A 23325-nucleotide genomic window follows, 5' to 3' on the forward strand; every position below is an offset into this window, starting at 1 on the left:
CTGCTTTATCTGTGGTAAGAAGAAGTGTATCAACTTCAGCAGTTGGCTTCTTCTACACCTGATTTGCAGTGTCGCACTTATTATCTGAATTTAGGTCTTATATCCCTTCGGTCGCCTCATGACTGAGCCTAACTAAATAACAAGAGAGCTTTTTTTGATTCTTTTCTCCCAATGTCGTTTTCGTGTGTTTGGATGTATTAAATGGTCTTTATTGACGTCGCTATTGTTGAGTGCGATAGGCACGCCAATGGTATATGCAGAGGAGAGCGGGGCGACTCTCGAAACAGAAGTTGCTATTAATGCTAACGCATCTTCTGTACCTGATAGTGCAGAAAAAGCTCCTTTGGAGAGCCGTCCCGCTATAGCTCCTGTTACACAGGCTCCGAAAGGCTATGAATTTTCACATCAAACCGTGATCGACTTAGCAAAGGATCTAGCGTCAGCCCCAATGAAGCCTGCAGAAATGGCTCCAAAAGCTTTGATTGATATGGACTATCCCACTTATCGACAAATCAACTTTCAACAGAACCAAGCCGTATGGGGGAATACGCCCACTAAATTTTCAGTTCAATTATTTGCACCGGGTTTTTTGTTTAAAGATTTAGTGTCGATTGATGCGGTTGAAAATGGTCGTGCTTTTCCTTTGAAGGTGTCTGAAGACTCTTTTAAAACACCGAATGATGAAATAAGTAAGCTTATTTCACAGGTCGGAAAATACGCAGGTCTGCGTTTACATTATCCGATAAATACCGCCGATATGAATGATGAGTTTATTGTCTTTCAAGGGGCGAGCTATTTCCGAGCGATTTCCAAAGGTCAGTCTTATGGCTTGTCGGCACGTGGTCTTGCTGTCGATGTGGCGCAGCCTAAGGGCGAAGAGTTTCCAATGTTCAAACAGTTTTGGATTGAGCGCCCGTCGTCCAGCCAAGACGCTATTGTTGTACATGCATTACTTGACAGCAAAAGCGTCACTGGCGCTTATCGATTTGGTATTTATCCAGGAAAGCCAACTCGTGTCGATGTTAAAGCGACTTTGTTCCCACGAGTAGATTTAAAAAATGTAGGCATTGCACCGCTGACATCTATGTTTATGTATAACAACTCACTTGATGGCTCTGATATTCCGGATTACCGTCCTGCCGTTCATGATTCCGAAGGTCTGCAAATCTTAACGGGTCAAGATGAAATGGTTTGGCGTCCATTGAACAATCCCAAGTCACTGCAAGTGAGTGCTTTTAGTGATAATTCACCGAAAGGCTTTGGTTTAATTCAGCGCCATCGTGGTTTTGAAGACTACCAAGATTTAGAAGCCAGCTACCATACTCGTCCTTCTGCTTGGATTAAGCCGCTGAATGATTGGGGTGAGGGGCATGTTGAGTTGGTTGAAATTCCTTCAAACGCGGAAACAAACGACAATATTGTTACTTATTGGCAGCCTAAAGAGGGGCTGAAGAAAGGTGAGTCTTACACTTACCAGTATTTAATGACGTGGTCTAATGACACGCCAGTTTCACTGGACTCTCCTCGAATCGTTCGTAGCGCCAAAGGTGTGAAGTTATTCAAAACGAACCCAGAAGTAGTGATCGATTTTAATAAAATGCCGGACGTAGATGTCGATGATCTCACTATCGATGCCAGCATTAGTAACGGGAAGATACTTGAAACTATCGCGGTAAAAAACCCACATAATAATGGTGTTCGCGTGTATGTGTCTTTTGACCCAGAAGATACTGCTTTGTCGGAGTTGAGAGTCCAACTTAAACAGGATGATGTGGCCGTTGCGCCGACTTGGTTATATCGTTGGATAAAGGAGTAATTATGTTACTAAAGGACAGTGTTGCTAAGCAGGCATTGCCAAAGGTATCACCTTTGACTATGCCGCGTCATACCGTTGATGAAGAATCCCAAGCCCGTAAAAGTAGATTGCAAAGCTTTGCTGTTACGACATTTTTTGCCCGTTTATTTGTATTAATTGGGACGGTTGGATTGTCTTGGTATGGTGCAACTGAGATGTACGATGTGCTTAATACCAATGCGATTGCGGGTCTACAGTGGGCGTTCTTGGTATTGTTTTGTATCAACTTTACGTGGATCTCTTTTGCTTTTTCACAAGCGACACTCGGGTTGATCTTCCAGATTTGGCCATTTTCTAAAACTCGTAAAGAGCAAGAAGTCGATGGCGTTACGGCTATTTTGTTGCCTGTTTATAACGAAGATCCTTTGCGTATTCGTGCCAATATCCAAGCCATGCATGAGGACTTAGTAAAACAAGCACCGGGTAAGTTTGCGTTCTTTGTGCTGAGTGATACCAACCGAGCCGATGCTTGGATTGCTGAGGAACAAGCGTTTCGTCCGTTACTTAATGAAGATGACTCGGCGTGTCCTGTTTATTATCGTCGTCGCTACAATAATGCTGAACGTAAAGCAGGTAACATTGCTGAATGGGTGACCGGTTATGGTGGTGATTATGAATGCATGATAGTACTGGACGCCGACAGTTTAATGGGCGCGGATTGCTTGATCTCTCTGACTCGTCGCATGGCAGCAGAACCAGGTTTGGGTTTGATCCAAACCTTACCAACTATTATTCGTGCGAACACTTTATATAGTCGTATTCAACAGTTTGCTAATCATTGTTTTGGCCCTATTTATGCCTCTGGTTTAGCGGCTTGGCATGGTTACTCTTCTAACTTCTGGGGACATAATGCCATTATTCGTACCAAAGCCTTTGCTGATGCGTGTGGTTTGCCTGTTTTAGAAGGTAAAGCGCCTTTCGGTGGTCATGTAATGAGTCATGACTTTATGGAGGCGGCATTATTGCGTCGTGCGGGTTGGGGCGTGCGTTTTGATACCGACTTAAAAGCGTCTTATGAAGAAGCGCCACCTTCGCTGGTGGATGTGATTGTTCGAGATCGTCGTTGGTGTCAGGGTAACTTGCAGCACAAAGCCTTTGTATTCGCTAAAGGATTCCATTTTGCGACTCGTTTGCACTTGATCTCTGGCATCATGTCTTATCTGAGCGCTGTTTTCTGGTTGCTGTTAATCGTCGTCGGTTTTGCCTTGGCAGTTCAGGCGTATTTTGTTCGACCTGAGTATTTTTCCAATCCATCGTTATTTCCAACTTGGCCAGTATTTGACTTCGAAAAAGCGCGGTCGTTATTTGTCTTGTCTATGGCGTTGGTGTTAGCGCCTAAAGTATATGGCTGGTTGTCTGCCATGCTGAACTTTCGCCGTTGCATGCAATTTGGTGGGCCGATCTTACTGACTTTGAGCACCTTAGTAGAGACGGTTTTATCTGCTTTGTATGCGCCGATTCTTATGTTGTCTCAATTTCAAGTTGTTTATGATGTCTTTAAAGGTCGCGACAGTGGTTGGAAGCCACAATCACGTGATGACGGTGCTACTTCATGGAAAGTCGCTGCACGTGCTCACTGCAGCCACACTCTGCTAGGTTTTGGGTTAGCAGGTGGTGCTTTGTTTCTGAGTGAAGAGTTGTTTTATTGGTCTTTACCTATCAGCTTTGGACTGATTTTGTCTATTCCATTATCGTGGATCAGTGGTGGTGCGAAGCGTGGTAACGTCATTCATTATTTAGGGTTGATGCGTGCTCCAGAAGAAAAGCGTCCACATTCTATTATTGTGATGCAAAGTCGATATGATGAAGCGCAAAGTGAGCTGAAGTTTGATGATGCTTTATCTTCTTTGAAACGTTTGTCATCTGATTCGGCTTTGTTTTATTGGCATTTAGCCCAAATGCCACAAGATGAGCCCAACAAAGAATTCTCCCGCGCCTGGATTTGTGCCGAATGGCAGATTATCAACAGCGAGAATATTCAAAGTTTGCTAGATCATCTTAATGAAAAAGAGTGCCTTGCCATTCTGCAGCATCGAGAGCTTATGGTGGCAATGGAAAAATATTTGCCGGAAGATAAGCGTGTAAGCGAACAGACAGAAGAGTTTGTGTTGGCTTAGACTGACTAAGGTTTAAATTTCGAATTCGGCGTAAAGAGAGTATTTTCTTTGCGCCGTTTTTTTGTATCGACTAAATCATAAAGCTGATGTGATGTAAAAAGGGAAATTCACTTAATAGTAATTCCCCTTTTTAACGAATCTTATTTATTCAACAGGTAGATCTAGTGTCTAGAATAATCACTGGGTTTGTTATTCCGGTAGTTTTTCGTCTTGCCATGCTCTGCGGCTTTCTTGGCCTGCTTTTCTCGTACTCGCTCCGCATCTTCAAAACTCAATTCTGCTGGCTCGCGGGGTGTCTGACCTTCTGGAATGATACGCTTTCGCGGTGGCAGTTCGAACTGCTCCGATGATACGCGAGGTAGGTTTTTAAACTTATACAGATAGAAAATCTCTACTTTTTCTCGTGCCCATTCTGTCTTCTTGAGAAATTTCACACTGGATTCAATGCTAGGGTTAGTGTTGAAGCAGTTGATGTTCAGGTAAGCGTATAAAATCTCAAAACCATAGTGATCAACTAGTTGGGTGAGCAGTTCTTGTAAACCCAAGCCATGTAGTGGATTGTTTTCGTAGTTGATCTCGTCGTTCATAAAAGTATCCGATAATAAGTCAAAAATTTTAAAGGCTAATAATGTGCCATCATACCTGTGACGGCTTAGACTTTATAGTAAAGGCTGGTGTTAGGATTTGTTCAAATACGCAATATATGTCCCTAATGAATTAATAATGGTTGTTTTAAGGGCGACACTCCTTATAAGTTGTTAGGACGTTAGAAATGCAAAGGCAGAAAGCAATGGCGCAGATAAGTAAACAAGATTTTCAACTCCTTCTAACCGCAAGTGAAATGGGTGAGGCCGATATAGCGGCGGTTCAGGCTGGTGTTCCTGCTATGGAACTGATGGAGGCGGCAGGAAAGGCGGTTGCTGATGCTGTACTCGATCACTGGTCTAGGTGTTCTGTCTTGGTGCTTTGTGGGCCGGGCAATAATGGCGGTGACGGTTTTGTTGTCGCTCAACTTTTGCAGTCTGTTGGCTGGCCAGTGCGTTTGGCGTTTTTGGGTTCTGTTGAAAAATTATCGTCAGAAGCTGCGTATTTTTATCATGCGTGGCAAGGTGAAGTTGAAGCGTACTCTGTCGCTTTATTAGAGCAAACCGATTTGGTTATAGACGCTATGTTTGGTGCGGGTTTGACTCGGCCTCTAGAAGGCAAAGCCCGCGACATGATCGATGACATCATCGAGCGTAAAATACCTGTGTGTGCGATTGATGTTCCTAGTGGTGTGGATGGTACAACCGGTGCTGCTCTTGGCAAGATTGCTTCTGCTGAATTAACGGTAACTTTCTTTCGAAAAAAGCCGGGGCATTTATTGCTTCCTGGCCGTAGTTTGTGCGGCAAGCTTGTTGTTGCTGATATTGGAATCCCTGTTTCTGTGTTGGACGAGTTGAATCTGCAAACTTGGGAAAATAGCCCTGAGATTTGGTGTCGAGATTACCCTTGGCCTCGTTCAGGGGGACACAAGTTTCATCGCGGACACGCTGTAGTGTATGGCGGAGAAAATATCACTGGCGCAAGCCGTTTGACGGCTCGTGGCGCCATGCGAATCGGCGCGGGCTTGGTGTCGCTGGCTGTGCCAATTAAAGCGTGGGCAATATATGCCACGGCGATGACTAGCGTGATGGTGGCGAAATTAGAGCAAAGCCAAGAAGCGGAAGATTTTGAAGAGTTATTGCTCGATCCTCGTCACAACGCTATTGCAGTCGGGCCAGGTGCTGGCTTGGCTGGATTCGAGCGAATTCGTACACGCAAAATTGTTCTGGCAGCGCTGGCGACTAATCGTCCTACTGTGTTGGATGCTGATGCACTCAGTGCTTTTGCAGATGATCCAAAAACGCTTTTTGATGCGATCAATGGGTCTTGTGTGATGACGCCCCATGAAGGGGAGTTCGCGCGTCTGTTTCCTACTTTTAATGAAAACACTGATATTAATAAAAGCCCTGACATTAATGAGCAATGTGCGGCTGACAAGTTAACGCGTGCTCGACTTGTCGCCAAATTAAGTGGTGCTGTGGTGGTATTGAAAGGATCGGATACCGTCATTGCGTCGCCTGATGGCCGAGCGATTATCAACTCAAACGCGCCTGCGGATCTCGCAACCGGTGGCTCTGGGGATGTATTGGCGGGCTTTATTGTCGGATTACTTGCTCAAGGCATGTTGCCATTTGACGCCGCAGCGGCTGCTGTTTGGTTGCATGGTGAAGTGGGTAATGAGGTGGGGATTGGCTTGATTGCCGACGATTTGCCAAACCATCTTCCGAAAGTGTTATCTGCTTTTAAAACGCAGTACTTCAGCGATTAAATATAATTTTTTAGATAAAACAAAAAAGGCCTTGTTCTGCTCTCGTTATTTAAACGTTTGCGGAACAAGGCCTTTTTTAATCTAGCGTTCTAGATTAGTAGCTGAATTAGCTCACCATTTTGTGAGGGTCGATAACGAATTTCTTCGCTGCGCCGCCGTCGAAATCAGCATAACCTTGTGGTGCTTGGTCAAGTGAAATCATTTGTACGTTAACCGCTTTAGCAATGTCGATCTTATCAAACAAGATGGCTTGCATTAGTTGGCGGTGGTACTTCATAACAGGGCACTGGCCAGTATGGAATGAGTGAGACTTAGCCCAACCTAGACCGAAGCGCATGCTTAGGCTGCCTAGTTTTGCCGCTTCGTCAGTGGCACCTGGATCTTCTGTTACGTACAAACCAGGAATACCAATCTGTCCACCAGCACGTGTCATTTGCATTGCAGAGTTCAAAACGACTGCTGGAGATTCTTGTTTGTGGTTACAACCACAAGCGTGTGCTTCAAAGCCTACACAATCCACAAACGCATCGACTTCACGATCACCAAGAATCGCTTCGATTTTGTCTTGGATATCGCCTTCTTGAGTAAGGTCGATTGTTTCACAGCCGAAAGAACGTGCTTGGTTAAGACGATCTTCCACCATGTCACCAACGATGACACAAGCTGCACCAAGTAGGTGAGCGGATGCCGCAGCAGCTAGACCAACAGGACCTGCGCCAGCAATATAAACAGTAGAGCCTGGACCTACACCAGCCGTAATACAGCCATGGTAACCAGTAGGAAGGATGTCAGACAGCAAAGTTAGGCCTTGGATTTTTTCCAGTGCTTGGTCTCTATCAGGAAATTTTAGTAGGTTAAAGTCAGCGTATGGCACCATAACGTAGTCAGCTTGTCCGCCAACCCAGCCGCCCATGTCAACGTAACCGTATGCTGCACCTGGGCGAGCTGGGTTTACGTTCAAACAAATGCCTGTTTTACCTTCTTTACAGTTGCGGCAACGACCACATGCAATGTTGAAAGGAACCGATACTAAGTCGCCGACTTTAATGAATTCTACATCACGACCACATTCGATAACTTCACCGGTGATTTCATGGCCAAGAACTAGGCCTTTCTCTGCAGTTGTTCGACCTCGAACCATGTGTTGGTCACTACCACAAATGTTAGTGGTAACCACTTTTAGAATAACGCCATGATCACATCGGCGCTTGCCAATAGAAAGTTCTGGGAAGGGGATTGCTTCTACTTCGACAGTGCCGTTACCTTGATAAATAACACCGCGGTTTGCATGATTGCTCATATCGACATCCTTTTTTCTGTTGTTTTTGTTGTGCGCACGACTGGCTATTCTGTCACCAGTGAATATAAAGAGTAGCCCCTAGAGCGACATAGAAACATGCTAAAAACGACGTAAATGCACACTTCCTTATTTTGTTCCTGATAGGAACAAGACATTAAGCATAGGTATTCATCAACACATCCAGCATCGCCGCTGCGGCGACGGAGAGGTGGGATCTGGGTTGGCAGATGACGCCGACGCGTCGGCGAATTTCCGGTTCTATGACTGGTCGGCAGGTGGCCCCTTGTTCTATGGCTTGTTGTCGGCACAACGCAGGGACAACAGCGACGCCCATGCCTTCGCTAACCATGCGGCCCACAGTGGCAAGTTGGTGAGCATCAAACGCCACATTGAGTTCTATGCCTGCCTTATGGAGCGTACTTTCAATCATGGTGCGAACACTGGAAGGGCGCTGCAAGGTAATGAAATCGTATTCCAAAAGTGCTCGCCAAGAAATAGTGGTTTGGTCTTCTAATGGATGATCTTTTGGAAGGATCGCGATGAATCTGTCTTCGTAAAGGGGATAGAAAGACAAATCCACAAGATTACTGGGTTCGAAGGAGATGCCCAGTTCCACTTGATTGTTACGCACCATTTCCACCACCACATCTGATAATACATCGTCGATGGCGACCTGAACATTGGGGTACGAAGCATGATAATTACGAATCGCTTTTGGCAGCAATGACGCAGCAAAAGAAGGCATAGAGGCGATAGTAATTTTACCAAGTTGTAAGGCAAAACGTTGTTGCATCTCGTCTTCGGCATTTTCCCATTGGGCCAACAATCGTCTGGCGATAGGCACTAGAGCTTCGCCTTCTGGAGTTAAGGCGATATGACGTGTCGTACGAGTGAATAATTTCCCACCCAAATTATCTTCTAGGCTTTTAATCGATAGACTCAGCGCAGGTTGTGACAAGTGTAATTGCGTGGCCGCGCTGGCAAAACTCATGGACTCGGCGACAGCGAGGAAGGCTTTTACTTGTTTGACGTTCATTTAAGAATACTTCTCTTATGATTATTATTTTGAAAAACTTATTAATAAATAGAAAAAACAAATTTAATTAATTTATCTGCTTGGGTCAAACTGAAGGGAAATTAAGAATAAAAAAACAGGAGAATAAAATGGCCGGTTTTGACAAAGTCGTCGCTTCTTATGAAGAAGCCATGATCGGGCTAGAAGATAATATGACGGTGCTGGCGGGCGGTTTTGGCCTGTGTGGCATCCCTGAAAATCTGATCGCTGAAATCAAACGCAAAGGCACCAAAGGTCTAACCGTTGTGTCGAATAATTGTGGTGTGGACGGTTTTGGCTTGGGCATTCTGCTTGAAGATAAGCAGATCACCAAAATGGTGTCGTCCTATGTGGGCGAAAATGCCTTGTTCGAAAAGCAGTTGTTGGATGGTGAACTTGAGGTTGAGCTCACTCCACAAGGTACGCTGGCTGAAAAAATGCGTGCTGGTGGTGCGGGTATTCCCGCTTTTTACACGGCTACTGGCGTCGGTACGCCTGTAGCAGAAGGCAAAGAAACCAAAGAGTTTAATGGCCGTGAATACTTGCTGGAAGAAGCCATCGTTGGTGACTTCGCTATTGTTAAAGGCTGGAAAGCAGATCGTTACGGCAATGTTATTTATCGTCATACCGCGCAGAACTTCAATCCTTTGGCCGCAACTGCCGGCAAAATCACCGTTGTAGAAGTCGAAGAGATCGTTGAAGTCGGCGAGCTTGACCCCGCACAAATTCATACCCCAGGCATTTATGTTAATCGAGTGGTGCTCGGTACATTCGAAAAACGCATCGAAAAAAGAACGGTCAAGCCAACAGAATAAGAAAAAGAGGTTCTAATATGTCACTTACTAGAGAGCAAATGGCACAACGTGTTGCTCAAGAGCTACAAGACGGTTTTTACGTCAACCTAGGTATTGGTATTCCTACCTTAGTCGCCAATTACATTCCAAAAGGTATGGAAGTCATGCTGCAATCTGAAAATGGTTTGCTGGGCATGGGGGAGTTTCCTACGGAAGAAACCATTGATGCCGACATGATTAATGCAGGTAAACAAACTGTGACCACAGTCAAAGGTGCCTCGATTTTTTCCTCCGCTGAATCTTTTGCCATGATACGTGGTGGCCATGTGGATTTGACTGTATTGGGTGCTTTTGAGGTCGATGTGAATGGCAATATTGCATCTTGGATGATCCCTAATAAGCTGATTAAGGGCATGGGTGGTGCGATGGATTTAGTGGCGGGTGCCGAAAACATTATCGTCACAATGACTCATGCTTCTAAAGGTGGTGAATCTAAACTCTTGTCTAATTGTTCCCTTCCACTAACTGGCAAAGGTTGTATCAAAAAAGTCCTGACAGATTTAGCTTGGCTAGAAATTAAAGATGGCGCGTTTGTCTTAAAAGAACGGGCGCCGGGTGTTTCGGTAGAAGAAATTATTGAAAAAACACAGGGTAAACTTATCGTGCCGGATCATGTCCCTGAAATGATCTTCTCAAAATAATAATCACAACAGGAGCGTTACTATGAAAGCCGTTATTGTTGCTGCTGCAAGAACACCGATTGGCGCCTTTAATGGTGCTTTATCTTCGTTAAGTGCTGTGCAATTAGGTACTCAATTATTGTCTGGCATGTTAGCCAAACAACCTATTTTGAAAGATCACATTGAAGAAGTGATTTTAGGTCAAGTTCTGGCCGCAGGCTGTGGGCAAAATCCCGCTCGCCAAACCGCTGTTCATGCAGGATTGCCAAATCATGTTTCCGCGATGACGATTAATAAAGTCTGCGGCTCTGGCTTGAAAGCCGTGCAACTTGCAGCGCAAGCTGTGTTGAATGATGATGCCTGTATGGTCGTTGCGGGTGGTCAAGAAAGCATGAGTCAAGCGGCACATGTTTTACCAAACAGCCGCTCTGGTAAAAAAATGGGCAACTGGGAATTATTGGACTCCATGGTCACCGATGGTCTATGGGATGCGTTTAATGATTACCACATGGGTCAAACCGCCGAAAATATTGCCAATCGTTGGGATATTAGCCGTGCAGAGCAAGATGCATTTGCTGCACACTCTCAACAAAAAGCCACGCAGGCGCAAGCTGCAGGGCGTTTTGTTGAAGAAATTTTGCCGATCGCCATTCCTCAGCGTAAAGGTGATCCTATTATCGTCGATGCCGATGAGCAAATTCGTCCGGATACCACCGCAGAGTCCCTAACCAAGTTACGTCCTGCCTTTGCAAAAGAGGGCACTGTCACTGCTGGTAATGCATCTACCTTGAATGATGGTGCGGCCATGGTCATCGTCACATCGGATGTTGAAGCCAAACGTTTGGGCTTGCCGATTTTAGCCGTCATTGAAGCGGCCAGTGGCGCGGGTGTTGATCCTGAAATTATGGGGACTGGACCGATTGCTGCGACACAAAAAGTACTTAACAAAGCTAAGTGGCAAGTAGCTGATCTGGATCTTATCGAAGCGAACGAAGCTTTTGCTGTGCAGGCACTTTGTGTGAATAAAGAGCTTGGCTTAGATGCAGGCAAGGTAAATGTAAACGGTGGTGCGGTAGCCTTGGGACATCCGATTGGAGCGTCTGGTTGCCGAGTTTTGGTGACATTGCTTCATGAAATGCAACGGCAAGATCTTAAAAAAGGCTTAGCGACCTTGTGTATTGGTGGCGGCATGGGCGTTGCTATGTTGGTGTCTCGCTAATAAGTCATATTAAAAAGAACGAATAAATAAACGTAATAAAGTGAGTTAGCAGAAAAGGATCTATTCTTTTCTGTTTTTGCTTTTGTCGTCCAATAAAAAATATAAAAAAACAGGATAAAACTGATGAATACTCTCGAACAAAAACAAACAGGTTTACAAAAAGTAAGCCAATTCTTCGTTACCTTGTTACAGCGTTACCTTCCTGATCCTTTTATTTTCGCCATAGTCTTAACATTTGCTGTATTTTTATTGGTGATGCCGAGTACTGGGCAAGGGCCAATGCAAGTAGTTAATGCTTGGGCGGGTGGCTTTTGGAATTTACTTAGCTTCTCTATGCAGATGGCGATGGTAGTTGTTACGGGCCATGCCATGGCAAGCGCTCCGGCGTTCAAACGTAAGTTAGCTATGTTGGCGGGTGTCGCGAAAACTCCTGGGCAAGCGATTATCTTAGTTACGGTTATCAGTGCGATGGCGTGCTGGGTTAACTGGGGATTCGGTTTGGTGGTGGGAGCGATCTTCGCCAAAGAAATTGCGGCTCGTGTTCAAGGTGTCGATTACCGTTTATTAATAGCTTCTGCTTACAGTGGGTTTTTGTTCTGGCACGCTGGACTGTCTGGCTCTATTCCTCTGTCTATTGCAGGCGGTGCGAATATAGAAAAGGTCACGAATGGCGCAGTGACGGCTGCGATTCCAACGTCAGAGACAATTTTCTCTGCGATGAACTTAACCATTTTAGCAGTGATGTTTGTCACTATCCCGTTATTAAATCGTTTGATGCATCCCGCACCACAGGACACGGTTGCGATTGATGCAGAATTGTTAAAAGAGCAAGTCGTCGAAATGCCAAATAAAGCAGACATGACACCAGCTGAGCGCCTTGAAAACAGTCGTGTTTTATCCATGCTGTTAGGTGTGATGGGCTTTGCTTACGTGATTTACTATTTTGTGAATAACGGTTTCGCACTGAACCTGAATATAGTGAATTTTACCTTCTTGTTTTCGGCGGTTTTGCTTCATGGAACACCAAAAAGTTTGTTGAATTCGGTCTCTCAGGGAGCACGTAACTGTTCTGGTATTTTGCTGCAATTCCCATTCTACGCAGGGATCATGGGCATGATGACTGCAACGGGTGAATCTGGTGCGTCATTGGCAGGGGTGATTTCTCAGGCATTTGTGTCTATTTCCAATGAAACGACTTTTCCGCTGTTTACTTTCTTGAGTGCCGGTATCGTTAACTTCTTTGTGCCTTCTGGTGGTGGTCAGTGGGCAGTACAAGCGCCAATCATGATGCCAGCAGGTGCAGCACTGGGTGTTGATGCCGCGAAAACAGCCATGGCGATTGCTTGGGGAGATGCGTGGACAAATATGATTCAGCCATTCTGGGCATTACCAGCACTTGCCATTGCAGGGCTTGGTGCAAAAGATGTGATGGGTTATTGCTTGATGGCTTTGATCGGCTCTGGTGTAATTATCTCTTTAGGTTTTTTGATTTTCTAATCTAGAACGCCAAACAGGGCGGTCATGGCGAGAGGTTTTTGCCATGTTCGCCTCATTTTTCCTATTTGGTGCACATATTGAACTATTCTTGAAAATTATATGTAATCCTACCGCTCATTTCCTTAAAGTTATAACTCTTAGTCGTCCTTTCCAGCATAATTTCTCTTTATAATAGCGACCAACTTAATAATTTGAAGACACAATGTGCGTACGTAGGCGGGGGGAGTTCTTATGCGACAGGGAATAGACGGAGACGATCAAAAAGGAGTGGTTAGAGGTAAAGGCGAAGTCGTTGAAAGTAGCCTGAATCTAGTTAAATATTCTTTAATTAGCTTGTCTCTCCTGTTTGGAGTGTCTGCGTATGCCAATGAGAGTTGGGTGTCTGCAACCTTAGATAATGATTTTTTTGTCAATGAAGATAATGGCTATACTAACGGTCTGTATGTAACCTTTTATGACGTCAATGAGTCTGGTAATGATTCACACTGGCCAGACTTCTGGGTCAAGCCGCTAATGTGGACTATGTCAGATGCTCCAGTAAAGACCTCGGCAAATGTTTATAGTGTTGGCCAAGCCTTAAACACAGCTGAAGATCTAACGTTAGCAAATCCTCCCCAAGGCTCATTCCCATATTCTGCAATGATTAGTATCAATAATACTTATATCACGACACGTGATGATCATGCCGATCGTGTGAGTACGACTATTGGTATTGTCGGGCCATGGGCGTTAGGTAAAGAAACCCAGAAAGCCGTCCACAAAGTAATCAGCGCCCAAGATCCAAAAGGCTGGAATACACAGCTTCATAATGAGTTAGTGTTTGAATTATCCAGAAGCCGTGTATGGCGCTCCTGGGTTTCTGAGGAAGACACCATGGATGTGCTAACAGGCTTTGATGTGAGTGCAGGGACACTGAAAAGTTCGACGAGTACTGGGATTATGTTTCGTTACGGACGTAACCTAGAGAGCTCATATGCCACCACGTTATTAGCCGAGAATCGCATGTCCAACCCAACGGCAACAGATAATGGTTGGTTTGTCTATGCGGGGGTCAAGGTAGGCTATACGTTTAACCAAATTTTTACAGACGGTAATACCTTCCGAGATAGTCGGTCGATAGATTACGACCACAATACAAGCGTGCTCTCCACCGGTGTGAGCTATGCATGGGACGACATTGCTATTGCTTTTGCGATTAACTCACCATTCACTATTAATGGCGACAAACAGGACAGAGAGATTGATCGTTTTACTCGCTACGGAACAATGACCTTTGCTTGGCAGATTTAAAGCGTAGTTATTTGTTGATTGACTACAAAAAGAGCCTTCTCTGTAGATTCAGAGAAGGCTCTTTAGATTTAAACCAATTCGGCTAGATAGTTTTTCCACGCTTCAGTTTTGCCATAATAATTACTGTGCGGCAGACGCGTTAAACGATCCTCTTTTTCTAAGATAAAAGTAGGGTAGCCGCCAACCTGCAGTTGTCCCATGAGGTCATGGCTTTCTTGCACTTGGCTTAACATGTTCGCTTCAGACTGTGCCATTTTTTCGTTCCATGTCGCTTTATCTAATCCCATAGAAACAGCCAGATCTGCTAAAACCTTCAACACATCTAAATGCTTACCATCTTGATAATGGGCTTTTTGAATAGCGGCTAGCATGACATGTGCTTCGCCCCCCATTTCTTGACCAACAAGGAAGGCACGAGTTGTTGAGTAAGAATCTACGATATAATCCTCAGCTCCCGCCACTCTTGCTTTATAAGCGTCGCCAAAGTGTGCTTTTGTCATGTTGGCGATTTGAGCATCAGCTTGCAAAATGTGTTGTCTAAACGAAGGATCAATTGCCCGTTTCGGAATCATGCCACCAGGGTGATAAATGATTTCAAATTCCTGCATGTCAGCCAATATACCTACCAGTGATGATGCCCCGTAGCACCAACCACACATTGGGTCGAAGAAATAATGAACTTTTACCATGACATTTCACCTTTATGGACTTTCGCTGCGATACCTAAGCTTAAAGCACCTTGAGCATCTGGATATTTTGCTGTCATGGCTTTAATAAGTTCAGCACTGTTTTTGCTCTCTTTCTTCGCTTTTTGAAAGACTGTGATGTAATTCAGCGAGCTTGAAATCGTACTTGAATCAAGTTTTGTACCTGGAGCCATGTGACCAGGAATAACAACCGCTGGTTTTAATGCCAGCATTTCTTGTAACTGTGCAGTCCAGGCGGCTTGTGCAGCATCAGATTGCGCATCTGCCATCCATAGGTGCATGTTTCCGTATACCGCTACATTGCCTAAAATAGCTTTGTTTTCTGGAATCCAAAGGTAAGGGCGATGTGCAAATGCACCTTCAGTGCCACGAATATCGATAGTATGGCCGTCTACCATCAAAGTCGATTTATTGTAAGCTGTTGGAATAATTGGATTGATTGGCGCGTTGTCGCCCATTTTTGGCCCCCAAAAAGCTAATTTCCCCGCCAGCTTTTCTTCAATGACCTTTTTAACTGCTGGAGTCGTGATAATGTCGGCTTTTGGGAAAATAGTGTGCAGCGTCTCTGCGCCAAAGTAGTAATCAGGGTCCGCTTGGCTAATGAAAATGGTTTTTAGCTCTTTATGGGAATCCAGTACTTTTGCCGCAATGCGCAATGCATCGGCTTTGGTAAAACCAGTATCGATAAGCATAGCTTCCGATTCACCATATACCAAAGTAGAATTCACATTAAAGCTATTAGCATCTGCATTATATACATCTAGCGTTAAAGGTTTTGAGTCTGCAGCAACAGCAGAATGAGCGATAAGTGCAGAAGCAGCGATGGTAATCAGTTTTTTCATCTTTCTCTCCAAAGAGTGACTGTGTAATTCATGTGGCCATAATAGAGAATTGACGTGCTCGGAAAAATACACAAAAATGAGCATGATTGTTTCTTATATCGTGCAAGTGGATGCGTGGAATTATGGACAGAGTGATAGCTGCTAAAGTTTTTATCGATGTTGCCCAATCGCGGAGCTTTTCCCGCACCGCAGATCGTTTGAATATGTCGCGACCCATGGTGACACGTTATATAGAAGCCATGGAAGATTGGTTAAAGATTCGTTTGTTGCATCGAACGACACGGAAAATATCACTGACTAGCGCGGGTGAAGCCTGTTTAAAAGACGTGGAGCAGTGGCTGGAGCAAGCGGATAATATTCTTTCCCTGGTGAATACCAGTGATGAGTTGTCAGGTTTGGTGCGAATCACCTCCAGCATGTCATTTGGTTTTTCTCAACTGATGCCTGCCATTCAAGACTTCATGCAGAAACATCCCAAAGTCCACATTGATATCGATCTAGAAGACAGTACGGCCGACTTAACAGAGAAAAGCATTGACCTTGCCATACGAATTGCTTCGAACCCAGATCCTTCCTTAATTGGCAAACCCATTGCTGTGTGTGAATCTGTGCTGGTGGCGTCTCTGGCTTACCTTGAAAAAGCGCGACAAGCGATTGGTGAGATCCAACAACCGCAGGACTTGATACATCATCAATGCTTGGGCTATAAAAACTTTGAACGCCACATCTGGCATCTTTCTAAAGGTGATCAGTTTGAATCGATTAGCGTAGATTGTCGTTTAAGTATTAACGAAGCCACAGCGCTCTTGCATGCTACATTGAATGGCATGGGGGTTTGTCTTCAGCCTACTTATTTAGCGAATCGTTACATTAACGACGGCAGTTTGTGCCATGTCTTACCTGAGTGGAAACCCAAAGACCTGATTATCTACGCGCTGTATTCGTCTCGAAAACATTTATCGCCTAACGTTCGTGCTTTGATCGATCATTTAGAACGCTACTTTGCCGAGCATCCTTGGTGATGAATCATAAAGAAAGGATTCCGCAATTCGAATTGTCAGGGTAAACTGACAATTCAAGATGACAACAATGAGTGAAGAAGGAACTTTAGAACGCAATGACAACGACCCAATCAAACTTTGCATTTCTCAAAGGTCATAACGACTTCCTTTTTACCATTGTCCAAGCAGCCGAGATAGTGTGGGACAAGTTAATATATCTCTATCACAATGTAGAGATGCGATAATGCCAGTACCACCTATTGAAGAACAAACCGAAATTGTCCGTCTGGTGGATCAATACTTTGCCTTTGCCGACACCATCGAAAAAGAAGTGCAAAAAGCCCAACAGCGGGTCGATAAACTCACCCAATCCATCTTAGCCAAAGCCTTCCGCGGCGAGCTAGTCCCGCAAAACCCAGACGACGAACCCGCTGACGAACTGCTCAAACGCATCGCCGCCGCCCGCGCCGAAAGCGAAGCCCTTGCCAAGGTAGCCAAGAAAGTTAGTAAGAAAAAGTAAAAAGACAGAGAAGAGTGAACCCCCTCCCAGCCTCCCCCTTAGCAGGGGGAGGAGGAGTAGGCAGGTGTGTTTTGCTAAATTTTAATCAAAAATAACGAATAATACATTTTAAGGACGAAATTTTTATGTGGTTAATAACTAAGAAAATACTCAATGTAATAGACCTTATGGTTGGGCATACTGTTTCTTTTTTTATGTCTCTATTTATAATCTTTTTTACTGTTATTCTCTGTTTTGTGAGCTTTTACTTCTTTTTTTATCTGCCGTTCGATGGAAACTTAAGTTTGAATGAGTTGGATAATCTTGAGTTGTTGGGCTTTTTTCTCTTCGTCATTGTCTTGCGTCGCTTTTTTGTACGGAGTGGGTCTGTAGGTGAGTCTTTTAGTGAGATAGTAACAAGGTACGTCGTTATCTCGGCTGGTGCCGCTGCATTTTTTCTCACGGTGAGTTGCTTGCTGCTCGTTTTGGCTTCTAAAAAAGAACAGCTTAGTGTTAGTGACTTTCAAAAAAATGATATCTATTTGGTCTTTTTTGTTGTGTACCTCGTGGCTCTTTATGCTTTGACTCCGTTGCCTAAATTAGGATGGGTATCGAAAGACGCTAAAAAGCATGATTCAGCAAAAGTTCAAGAGACTGAGCCAGCATCCGCTGATTCTACAGAAGACAAAACCGATTTTTTTACAGACAGCACTGGTAATACACGCGCTGATTCCATGAATACTGATAATAAACAATAAAAGGATTTTTGAATGACTGGTTTTAAAATGAATATAAATACTCGTGTTGTATTGGTTTGTTTGTCTTTGGTGTTAAGCAGTCAGGCGTTTGCTCGCGGTGATATTCCTATTAATAATAGTGGTTCACTTCTTGTTAGCGCTTGTCGAGAGGTCATTGAAATCTACGATAAGCGTGGTAAAGCCGAGCTCTTAGCAGGTCAACGCACTTCTTTAAACGAAGGTATTAAAGCTGGCTACTGTATTGGAGCTACTATGCAATTCTTAGAGCACAATCATGGCTGTAGCAGCTATACAAGTTCTTGGTATCAATTGGCCGAAAGAATTGCTCATTCAAACCTAACCGAATCGCAACTCAAATATAAGAAATCCAGTTCTATTTTGAAGGCAGCTTATTGTGGAACCTAACTACTACAGCATTCCAGAAGCGCTGAAACTGTTATTTGGTTCGGAACTGCTGAGGGAGGTTCCCTCGTTACGAACCAAGGCAAATTCTTTTTTGCGCAACGACCTTTTGACTTTTAAAGAAGAGTTAATTGTTCATAAGAAGAGCAAGTTTATCCCTCAAACAGAGCTTGATACCTTGTTCAATGCCATGTTGTTGAGCGCTGTTTTTGCTGATTCAAAAGAAGTGAAGGCGATTTTCAGTGAGCCTAAGAAGCGCCAGCAATGTGCCGAGATAGTGAAAGCCATGTTCACTCGTCAACATTCGCTGGCGGGTATTGCTCTTTCTAGTAGCAAGGCAACGGCTTTTGTGACTTGTCTTGAAGGGGATTTTGATCTTAGGACGGAGCGTTTGCCTAACCCGTTTAAAACCCTGCCTCAGGCGACCCTTGGCAATAATGGCTCGTTGCTTCGTGTTTTATTGGCTCAAGCGGCGGTGCTTGAGCCGATGGAAAGTATTCTAATGAAATACTTAGATGGTGAATGGCTGGAGGCGAAAGCCTTGATTGATCAATTGGATGCGAATGCTTCCGGTGTTGCCGAGCTGAAGGCTGAGATAGATAAGAAAATCCATGAAGCGGAAGAGGTGGATGATCTTTTGGATTTTATGCTCAAGCTTTAATTTTTTCGTAGAAAAGAAAAATAGATTTAGAAAAATCTATGTTGTGCAGTGCACAAGTTGAATCTGGTTTTCGTTGACAATAAACGGAGGTTCAACATGACGGCACTTATTTCAGCAACACATACCGCAAACACAGACCTTGTAATTAATTTTCACATGACAGAAAGCTGTAACTATCAGTGCAGCTACTGTTACGCCACTTGGGATGACTTAGAAGCAAAAAATGAGCTTCATCGTTTGTCAGGCCAAGTGGAGTCCCTTCTACAAAATCTTGCAGACTATTTCCTGCGTCCTAATCCATTACAAGCTGAAATGGGTTATCAGAACGTACGCCTTAATTTTGCTGGCGGCGAGCCTATGTTGCTTGGTCAGCGCTTTTTGGATGCCGTGACGTTTGCGAATCAGTTAGGTTTTCGCACGTCTTTGATTACCAATGGACACTATCTTACTGACGACATTTTGTATGAATTGGCGCCCTCGTTGGATGTATTGGGGATTAGTTACGATACGGCGGATCATGCTTTAGCTCAGAGTATTGGCCGTGTTGATCGCAAGAAGCGTTGGATTGATGCTGAACAACTTATGCAAATGTGCGCCCGTTATCGGTCGTTGAATCCCACTGGAACTTTAAAGCTAAACACAGTGGTGAATTCGGTGAACTGCAATGACAGTTTGTTGGATTTAATAAATGAGATTCAGCCAAATAAATGGAAGTTGCTGCGTGTTTTACCTGTTCATGATCATCAGTTAACGATTACTCAGGCTGAGTATCAAGCTTATATTCAGCGACATGCTGCGCTATCTAGCATCATTGTGGAAGAAGACAATGATGCCATGACACACACCTATCTGATGATCAATCCGGAAGGGCGTTTTTATCAAAATTCCGACGCGGGCAGCGGTTATATCGTCAGTGATTCGATTTTGACTGCAGGTGTTGAGCAAGCACTTAGTCAGGTTCCTTTTAATGTATCTGGGTTTAAGCAGCGTTATCAGCTTATTCCTGCTTTAGTACTTTAGGAGGAGCTTATGACTATTCAAGTAAAAGAACATGATGCAATTCCTACGCATATACAGAAGAAAGCGTGGAAAGAAATATATCGGCTCATTGCAAATGAAACGAGGTTACGAAAATGGAAGGCTTTACGTTGTCAAAGAGGGATGTATCGTTTGAGATTAAATCGTAATTATCGTCTTGTCGTTGCGAAAGAAAGCATACGAACAGGCGCTTATGAGATTATGAAACATTCAACCTTTGATAAGCGCTTTAGGTAAAGGCAGAAAGTTAAGATGGGTAAATAACCACCCCTGATTCTCGAATCTGTTTCAACAAGGCTTGGTTGGTGAGGTTGTTTTCATCAACTAAGTCGATCATATATGGGCTGTTTAAATCGTCTAATTCAACACGAAGAGTGGGGATGATGTCTGCTTTTGGTGTTGAAATAGAAAGGTCTATATCTGAGCCGTTTCGAAAATTCCCTGTAGCGCGGGAGCCAAACAGAGTCACTTTTTCAATGTCTGGATACTTTGAAAAGGTCTCAGACATTTTTTGTAACAAGTTTGTTGGAATGCCGAATGGGGAAAGGGTCATAGGGTGGACAGTTTTTCTTTTAGTTGGATGAAGCAGGCGTTATAACTTTCGCGTACCTTTGAAAATTCTGTTTCAAGAATACTCGCATCGTAGGCATGTACCGTTTTGTTACGGCTTTCTATCATGTCCATCCATATTTGACCGTCTTGGATTAGGCCAATGTTAAACGCCAGTCTTGTTGCGGTTCTTGATCCTGTGATGTTTTGATGGCCTTCGTATTCTAGGTAGTCTTTTAAAACTTTCCAAGCCAGTTCGTGAGTGAATTCGAATCTCTGTAGCACGCCTTCTTTTATGATGTTTGGCGATTTTTCGTCGTAGGCTTCGACGGCTTCGTTTAGTTGCAGCAAGGCTTTTTTATAATTTTGAAATCGTTGTTTCCAACGTTCTGATGGTAGATTTTCTTCGGTCATGCCTTTGTCGTCTCTTTGGCCTATACGTTCTAGCATTATGCCATAGATTACGTTGAGTAAAAGGGTGGGGGCGTTCAGCCTATTTCCTAAACCACTCTGCCAAATCTTTCCATTGTTGCTCTGATTGAGCGGCGAGCATTTCGCCGTCTAGCATGGCTGGGTTGTATTCTTGGCCGTCGAGTGTTCGGCATATGCCGCCCGCTTCGGTGTGAACCAGTACGCCTGCGGCGTGATCCCATGGCAGCATTTTGTAGGTTAAGCTGAAGTGAAAGTGGCCTTGGGCTATTTGTCTATAAGCAGGGCAGGAAGGTAAGTTGTTAATGCGAACAAAGCGGCTCGCTTTAAGGGCAAAGTTTTGTTTTTTCTGGCCAGTATACGAGTTAACCGACATGATGCCGATGAGTTTATCTAGGTCTGGTTCAGCCGTGAAGCTGAGTGCTCGTGGTGATTGCTTAGGTGTTTGATGCTTGCCTTTTTCATTCATGGCGGTGCGTTGAAAAAAAGCACCTTCGCCCAGGTTTGCGTATATCCAGTCATCATTTACTGGGTCATAAAGTAAGCCAAAACGCGTAACGCCTTTTACAACGACGGCGAGTATGATGCCAAATTCTGATAATCCGTGGGCGTAGTTCCAGGTGCCGTCAATAGGATCGATTATTACGCAAGTGTCTGAGGTGCCAATTTTATCAGTAGTGGATGGATCTTCGGCAACGGCTTCTTCACCGACGATTTCCCAGTCAGGAAAGGCCGCCTGAATTTCTTCAGTGATAAAGGCTTCACTGGCTTTATCGGCAATGGTAACAAGGTCCGTTAAGCTGCTCTTAGTTTCTACGTCGGTAGCGCTAAGCTGACGAAAGTTTGGCATGACGATCTCTTGGCCTGCTCTGCGGACGATACTGATCAGTCTTTCTTGCGTTGGTTTATCGAGATTCACTTTTTGTCACTCCTTTTGTCATTTCCAGTGTTTAGAAATTATACGCGATCGGAGTGACGAATGGTTTAGTGAATCTTGATAATTTTATGATGTTTTTGTGACTTCTTTTCTTAGCAGACTTACGCCAATTGCCTTGCTCCACTGCTGTCGCTTTGGTGATGCAGTAAGTTGTCGACGGTGGTTTCAGCTATATGGTTAAGCGCTTCAATAGTAAAGTAGCCTTGGTGGCCTGTAACGACGACGTTCGGGAAGGTGAGCATAAGCTGGAAAACGCTATCTTGAATGATGTGGGATGACATATCTTCGAAGAATATTTTGTTTTCTTGTTCGTAAACATCTAAGCCTAGATAACCGATTTTTCCGCTGTAAAGTGCGTCGATGGCTTCTTGGGCATGGACGAGTGCGCCACGGCTAGTATTGATGATCATCACGCCATCTTTCATTTTTTCTAAGCTGTGTTTGTTTATTAGGTGATGAGTCGATTCGTTTAAAGGGCAGTGCAGGCTAATAATATCGCTTTGTTGATAGATTTCATCGAGTGTGAGGTATTGGCAACCTTGGTCGATGAGCGCTTGTGACGGATATAAGTCATAACATAACACCTTGCAGCCGAAGCCTTTCATGATGCAGCAAAACGCTGCGCCGATGCGTCCTGTGCCAATGCAGCCAACGGTCTTTCCTGCTAGGTTAAAGCCCATTAATCCTTCTAACGCAAAATTGCCCTCTTTTACCCTGTGGTAAGCGCGATGAGTTTTACGGTTTAGAGTCATGATGAGGGCGACAGCGTGTTCGGCAACAGAGGTCGGGCTGTAATCTGGAACGTGAAATACTTTGATACCTTCGGCTTTTGCAGCATCTAAGTCGACATTATTAAAACCTGCACAACGCAGGGCGATGGTTTTGACTCCTTGCTGTTTTAACAGATGAATGACCTCGGCATTAATATCATCGTTAACGAAGCATGAGACGGCATCAAAACCCTGTACTAAGCTAATGGTTTCCATGCTAAGTCGGCTTTCAAAGTAGCTCATTGATAATGCTTTATCATTGGCGAAGGTGGCTAGTGTCCTTTTGTCGTAGGGCTTGCAAGAAAAAACAGCAACATTCATGAAGGTCGATCCTGTTGTTTTATTTGAGAAGAAAACGCGCTTAGCAGTGCAAAAAAGGATAACGTAAAATTATGCCAGTTGCTTCGTTTGTGTAACAAACCTTGATGCAAGACAATAAATTGCATGGAGGTTCTGTGCTTTTAAACGATTGTCCTTCTCGCTATTTTGTTGTGATAAATTGTCGTTTATTTTGTGTTTTTTTGTAGTAATTCTCTAAATATAAGTTATTAATTAACCTACACTTATAGTTAT

The 23325-nt window shown here is 44.1% G+C and carries 24 protein-coding genes; 15 read left to right on the forward strand and 9 right to left on the reverse strand.

Going from position 1 to position 23325, the window contains the following annotated elements; genetic code table 11:
• The first annotated feature begins 154 nt into the window (after positions 1–154).
• Both DFP77_RS08550 and mdoH read left to right on the forward strand, forming a co-directional pair.
• Complete coding sequence (locus DFP77_RS08550; protein WP_258861093.1) at positions 155–1816, forward strand: glucan biosynthesis protein G; 1662 nt, start codon at positions 155–157, stop codon at positions 1814–1816.
• Between the two features lie 2 nt (positions 1817–1818).
• Positions 1819–3972, forward strand: coding sequence for a glucans biosynthesis glucosyltransferase MdoH (gene mdoH / locus DFP77_RS08555; protein ID WP_114411872.1), 2154 nt, complete (start codon positions 1819–1821; stop codon positions 3970–3972).
• A gap of 161 nt (positions 3973–4133) precedes the next feature.
• On the opposite strand, the gene DFP77_RS08560 is transcribed toward mdoH, so the two are convergent.
• Complete coding sequence (locus DFP77_RS08560) at positions 4134–4559, reverse strand: VF530 family protein (RefSeq protein WP_114411873.1); 426 nt, start codon at positions 4557–4559, stop codon at positions 4134–4136.
• A gap of 185 nt (positions 4560–4744) precedes the next feature.
• Between DFP77_RS08560 and DFP77_RS08565 the strand changes: the two genes are divergently transcribed.
• On the forward strand, positions 4745–6325 hold the full coding sequence (locus DFP77_RS08565; protein WP_258861094.1) for an NAD(P)H-hydrate dehydratase: 1581 nt from the start codon (positions 4745–4747) through the stop codon (positions 6323–6325).
• A 106-nt stretch (positions 6326–6431) separates the two neighbouring features.
• Here the strand turns inward: DFP77_RS08565 and fdhA are convergent, their stop codons facing one another.
• Both fdhA and DFP77_RS08575 read right to left on the reverse strand, forming a co-directional pair.
• A complete protein-coding gene (fdhA, locus tag DFP77_RS08570) occupies positions 6432–7625 on the reverse strand; it encodes a formaldehyde dehydrogenase, glutathione-independent (protein WP_114411874.1) in 1194 nt (397 codons plus the stop codon).
• Between the two features lie 154 nt (positions 7626–7779).
• The gene (locus DFP77_RS08575) at positions 7780–8661 is read right to left on the reverse strand and encodes a LysR family transcriptional regulator (RefSeq protein ID WP_114411875.1); all 882 of its coding nucleotides are present in this window, start codon (positions 8659–8661) and stop codon (positions 7780–7782) included.
• A gap of 128 nt (positions 8662–8789) precedes the next feature.
• Here DFP77_RS08575 and DFP77_RS08580 point away from each other — a divergent pair, with 128 nt between their 5' ends.
• From DFP77_RS08580 to DFP77_RS08600, 5 genes are all read left to right on the forward strand, one after another.
• The gene (locus tag DFP77_RS08580) at positions 8790–9494 is read left to right on the forward strand and encodes a CoA transferase subunit A (RefSeq protein WP_114411876.1); all 705 of its coding nucleotides are present in this window, start codon (positions 8790–8792) and stop codon (positions 9492–9494) included.
• Positions 9495–9511: 17 nt separating this feature from the next.
• Positions 9512–10174 carry a CoA transferase subunit B gene (locus tag DFP77_RS08585; protein WP_114411877.1) on the forward strand — a complete coding sequence of 221 codons (663 nt, stop codon included), beginning with the start codon at positions 9512–9514 and terminating at the stop codon, positions 10172–10174.
• A 22-nt stretch (positions 10175–10196) separates the two neighbouring features.
• A complete protein-coding gene (locus tag DFP77_RS08590) occupies positions 10197–11372 on the forward strand; it encodes an acetyl-CoA C-acetyltransferase (protein ID WP_114411878.1) in 1176 nt (391 codons plus the stop codon).
• 123 nt (positions 11373–11495) lie between these two features.
• Positions 11496–12869 (forward strand): short-chain fatty acid transporter, encoded by a 1374-nt coding sequence (locus tag DFP77_RS08595; protein ID WP_114411879.1) that lies wholly within the window; start codon positions 11496–11498, stop codon positions 12867–12869.
• 231 nt (positions 12870–13100) lie between these two features.
• Positions 13101–14159 carry a lipid A deacylase LpxR family protein gene (locus tag DFP77_RS08600; protein WP_114411880.1) on the forward strand — a complete coding sequence of 353 codons (1059 nt, stop codon included), beginning with the start codon at positions 13101–13103 and terminating at the stop codon, positions 14157–14159.
• A gap of 68 nt (positions 14160–14227) precedes the next feature.
• On the opposite strand, the gene DFP77_RS08605 is transcribed toward DFP77_RS08600, so the two are convergent.
• On the reverse strand, positions 14228–14848 hold the full coding sequence (locus DFP77_RS08605; RefSeq protein WP_114411881.1) for a DsbA family protein: 621 nt from the start codon (positions 14846–14848) through the stop codon (positions 14228–14230).
• Positions 14842–15708, reverse strand: a complete 867-nt coding sequence (locus DFP77_RS08610) for an MBL fold metallo-hydrolase (RefSeq protein WP_114411882.1) — start codon at positions 15706–15708, stop codon at positions 14842–14844. The genes DFP77_RS08605 and DFP77_RS08610 overlap by 7 nt, the downstream gene beginning before the upstream one ends.
• A gap of 122 nt (positions 15709–15830) precedes the next feature.
• On the opposite strand from DFP77_RS08610, the gene DFP77_RS08615 reads away from it, so the two are divergent.
• The 7 genes from DFP77_RS08615 (at position 15831) to DFP77_RS08645 (ending at position 20304) form a co-directional block, all read left to right on the forward strand.
• Positions 15831–16730: a LysR family transcriptional regulator gene (locus DFP77_RS08615; RefSeq protein ID WP_114411943.1), complete on the forward strand. Its 900-nt coding sequence runs from the start codon at positions 15831–15833 to the stop codon at positions 16728–16730.
• A gap of 223 nt (positions 16731–16953) precedes the next feature.
• The gene (locus DFP77_RS08620; RefSeq protein WP_220235529.1) at positions 16954–17229 is read left to right on the forward strand and encodes a hypothetical protein; all 276 of its coding nucleotides are present in this window, start codon (positions 16954–16956) and stop codon (positions 17227–17229) included.
• Positions 17230–17513: 284 nt separating this feature from the next.
• A complete protein-coding gene (locus DFP77_RS08625; RefSeq protein ID WP_147270553.1) occupies positions 17514–17966 on the forward strand; it encodes a hypothetical protein in 453 nt (150 codons plus the stop codon).
• 12 nt (positions 17967–17978) lie between these two features.
• On the forward strand, positions 17979–18371 hold the full coding sequence (locus DFP77_RS08630; protein ID WP_114411885.1) for a hypothetical protein: 393 nt from the start codon (positions 17979–17981) through the stop codon (positions 18369–18371).
• Positions 18361–19029, forward strand: a complete 669-nt coding sequence (locus DFP77_RS08635) for a hypothetical protein (RefSeq protein ID WP_114411886.1) — start codon at positions 18361–18363, stop codon at positions 19027–19029. Before DFP77_RS08630 ends, DFP77_RS08635 begins: the two co-directional genes overlap by 11 nt.
• A gap of 96 nt (positions 19030–19125) precedes the next feature.
• Complete coding sequence (locus DFP77_RS08640) at positions 19126–20049, forward strand: viperin family antiviral radical SAM protein (protein WP_114411887.1); 924 nt, start codon at positions 19126–19128, stop codon at positions 20047–20049.
• 9 nt (positions 20050–20058) lie between these two features.
• On the forward strand, positions 20059–20304 hold the full coding sequence (locus DFP77_RS08645) for a ParE family toxin-like protein (protein WP_114411888.1): 246 nt from the start codon (positions 20059–20061) through the stop codon (positions 20302–20304).
• Positions 20305–20314: 10 nt separating this feature from the next.
• On the opposite strand, the gene DFP77_RS08650 is transcribed toward DFP77_RS08645, so the two are convergent.
• From DFP77_RS08650 to DFP77_RS08665, 4 genes are all read right to left on the reverse strand, one after another.
• Positions 20315–20620 carry a nucleotidyltransferase domain-containing protein gene (locus DFP77_RS08650; RefSeq protein WP_114411889.1) on the reverse strand — a complete coding sequence of 102 codons (306 nt, stop codon included), beginning with the start codon at positions 20618–20620 and terminating at the stop codon, positions 20315–20317.
• On the reverse strand, positions 20617–21030 hold the full coding sequence (locus tag DFP77_RS08655) for a nucleotidyltransferase substrate binding protein (RefSeq protein ID WP_114411890.1): 414 nt from the start codon (positions 21028–21030) through the stop codon (positions 20617–20619). The genes DFP77_RS08650 and DFP77_RS08655 overlap by 4 nt, the downstream gene beginning before the upstream one ends.
• A gap of 79 nt (positions 21031–21109) precedes the next feature.
• Complete coding sequence (locus DFP77_RS08660; RefSeq protein WP_114411891.1) at positions 21110–21964, reverse strand: inositol monophosphatase family protein; 855 nt, start codon at positions 21962–21964, stop codon at positions 21110–21112.
• A gap of 119 nt (positions 21965–22083) precedes the next feature.
• Complete coding sequence (locus tag DFP77_RS08665; RefSeq protein ID WP_114411892.1) at positions 22084–23073, reverse strand: 2-hydroxyacid dehydrogenase; 990 nt, start codon at positions 23071–23073, stop codon at positions 22084–22086.
• Positions 23074–23325: the final 252 nt, after the last annotated feature.

This window comes from Marinomonas foliarum (genome assembly GCF_003337275.1).
Taxonomy (GTDB): domain Bacteria; phylum Pseudomonadota; class Gammaproteobacteria; order Pseudomonadales; family Marinomonadaceae; genus Marinomonas; species Marinomonas foliarum.

Bases quoted from the DNA above. Each gene is read 5' to 3' on its own strand.
- mdoH (WP_114411872.1), top strand. From the start codon at position 1,819: ATGTTACTAAAGGACAGTGTTGCTAAGCAGGCATTGCCAAAGGTATCA.
- DFP77_RS08560 (WP_114411873.1), bottom strand. From the start codon at position 4,559: ATGAACGACGAGATCAACTACGAAAACAATCCACTACATGGCTTGGGT.
- DFP77_RS08565 (WP_258861094.1), top strand. From the start codon at position 4,745: ATGCAAAGGCAGAAAGCAATGGCGCAGATAAGTAAACAAGATTTTCAA.
- fdhA (WP_114411874.1), bottom strand. From the start codon at position 7,625: ATGAGCAATCATGCAAACCGCGGTGTTATTTATCAAGGTAACGGCACT.
- DFP77_RS08575 (WP_114411875.1), bottom strand. From the start codon at position 8,661: ATGAACGTCAAACAAGTAAAAGCCTTCCTCGCTGTCGCCGAGTCCATG.
- DFP77_RS08580 (WP_114411876.1), top strand. From the start codon at position 8,790: ATGGCCGGTTTTGACAAAGTCGTCGCTTCTTATGAAGAAGCCATGATC.
- DFP77_RS08585 (WP_114411877.1), top strand. From the start codon at position 9,512: ATGTCACTTACTAGAGAGCAAATGGCACAACGTGTTGCTCAAGAGCTA.
- DFP77_RS08590 (WP_114411878.1), top strand. From the start codon at position 10,197: ATGAAAGCCGTTATTGTTGCTGCTGCAAGAACACCGATTGGCGCCTTT.
- DFP77_RS08595 (WP_114411879.1), top strand. From the start codon at position 11,496: ATGAATACTCTCGAACAAAAACAAACAGGTTTACAAAAAGTAAGCCAA.
- DFP77_RS08600 (WP_114411880.1), top strand. From the start codon at position 13,101: ATGCGACAGGGAATAGACGGAGACGATCAAAAAGGAGTGGTTAGAGGT.
- DFP77_RS08605 (WP_114411881.1), bottom strand. From the start codon at position 14,848: ATGGTAAAAGTTCATTATTTCTTCGACCCAATGTGTGGTTGGTGCTAC.
- DFP77_RS08610 (WP_114411882.1), bottom strand. From the start codon at position 15,708: ATGAAAAAACTGATTACCATCGCTGCTTCTGCACTTATCGCTCATTCT.
- DFP77_RS08615 (WP_114411943.1), top strand. From the start codon at position 15,831: ATGGACAGAGTGATAGCTGCTAAAGTTTTTATCGATGTTGCCCAATCG.
- DFP77_RS08620 (WP_220235529.1), top strand. From the start codon at position 16,954: ATGCCAGTACCACCTATTGAAGAACAAACCGAAATTGTCCGTCTGGTG.
- DFP77_RS08630 (WP_114411885.1), top strand. From the start codon at position 17,979: ATGACTGGTTTTAAAATGAATATAAATACTCGTGTTGTATTGGTTTGT.
- DFP77_RS08640 (WP_114411887.1), top strand. From the start codon at position 19,126: ATGACGGCACTTATTTCAGCAACACATACCGCAAACACAGACCTTGTA.
- DFP77_RS08645 (WP_114411888.1), top strand. From the start codon at position 20,059: ATGACTATTCAAGTAAAAGAACATGATGCAATTCCTACGCATATACAG.
- DFP77_RS08650 (WP_114411889.1), bottom strand. From the start codon at position 20,620: ATGACCCTTTCCCCATTCGGCATTCCAACAAACTTGTTACAAAAAATG.
- DFP77_RS08655 (WP_114411890.1), bottom strand. From the start codon at position 21,030: ATGACCGAAGAAAATCTACCATCAGAACGTTGGAAACAACGATTTCAA.
- DFP77_RS08665 (WP_114411892.1), bottom strand. From the start codon at position 23,073: ATGAATGTTGCTGTTTTTTCTTGCAAGCCCTACGACAAAAGGACACTA.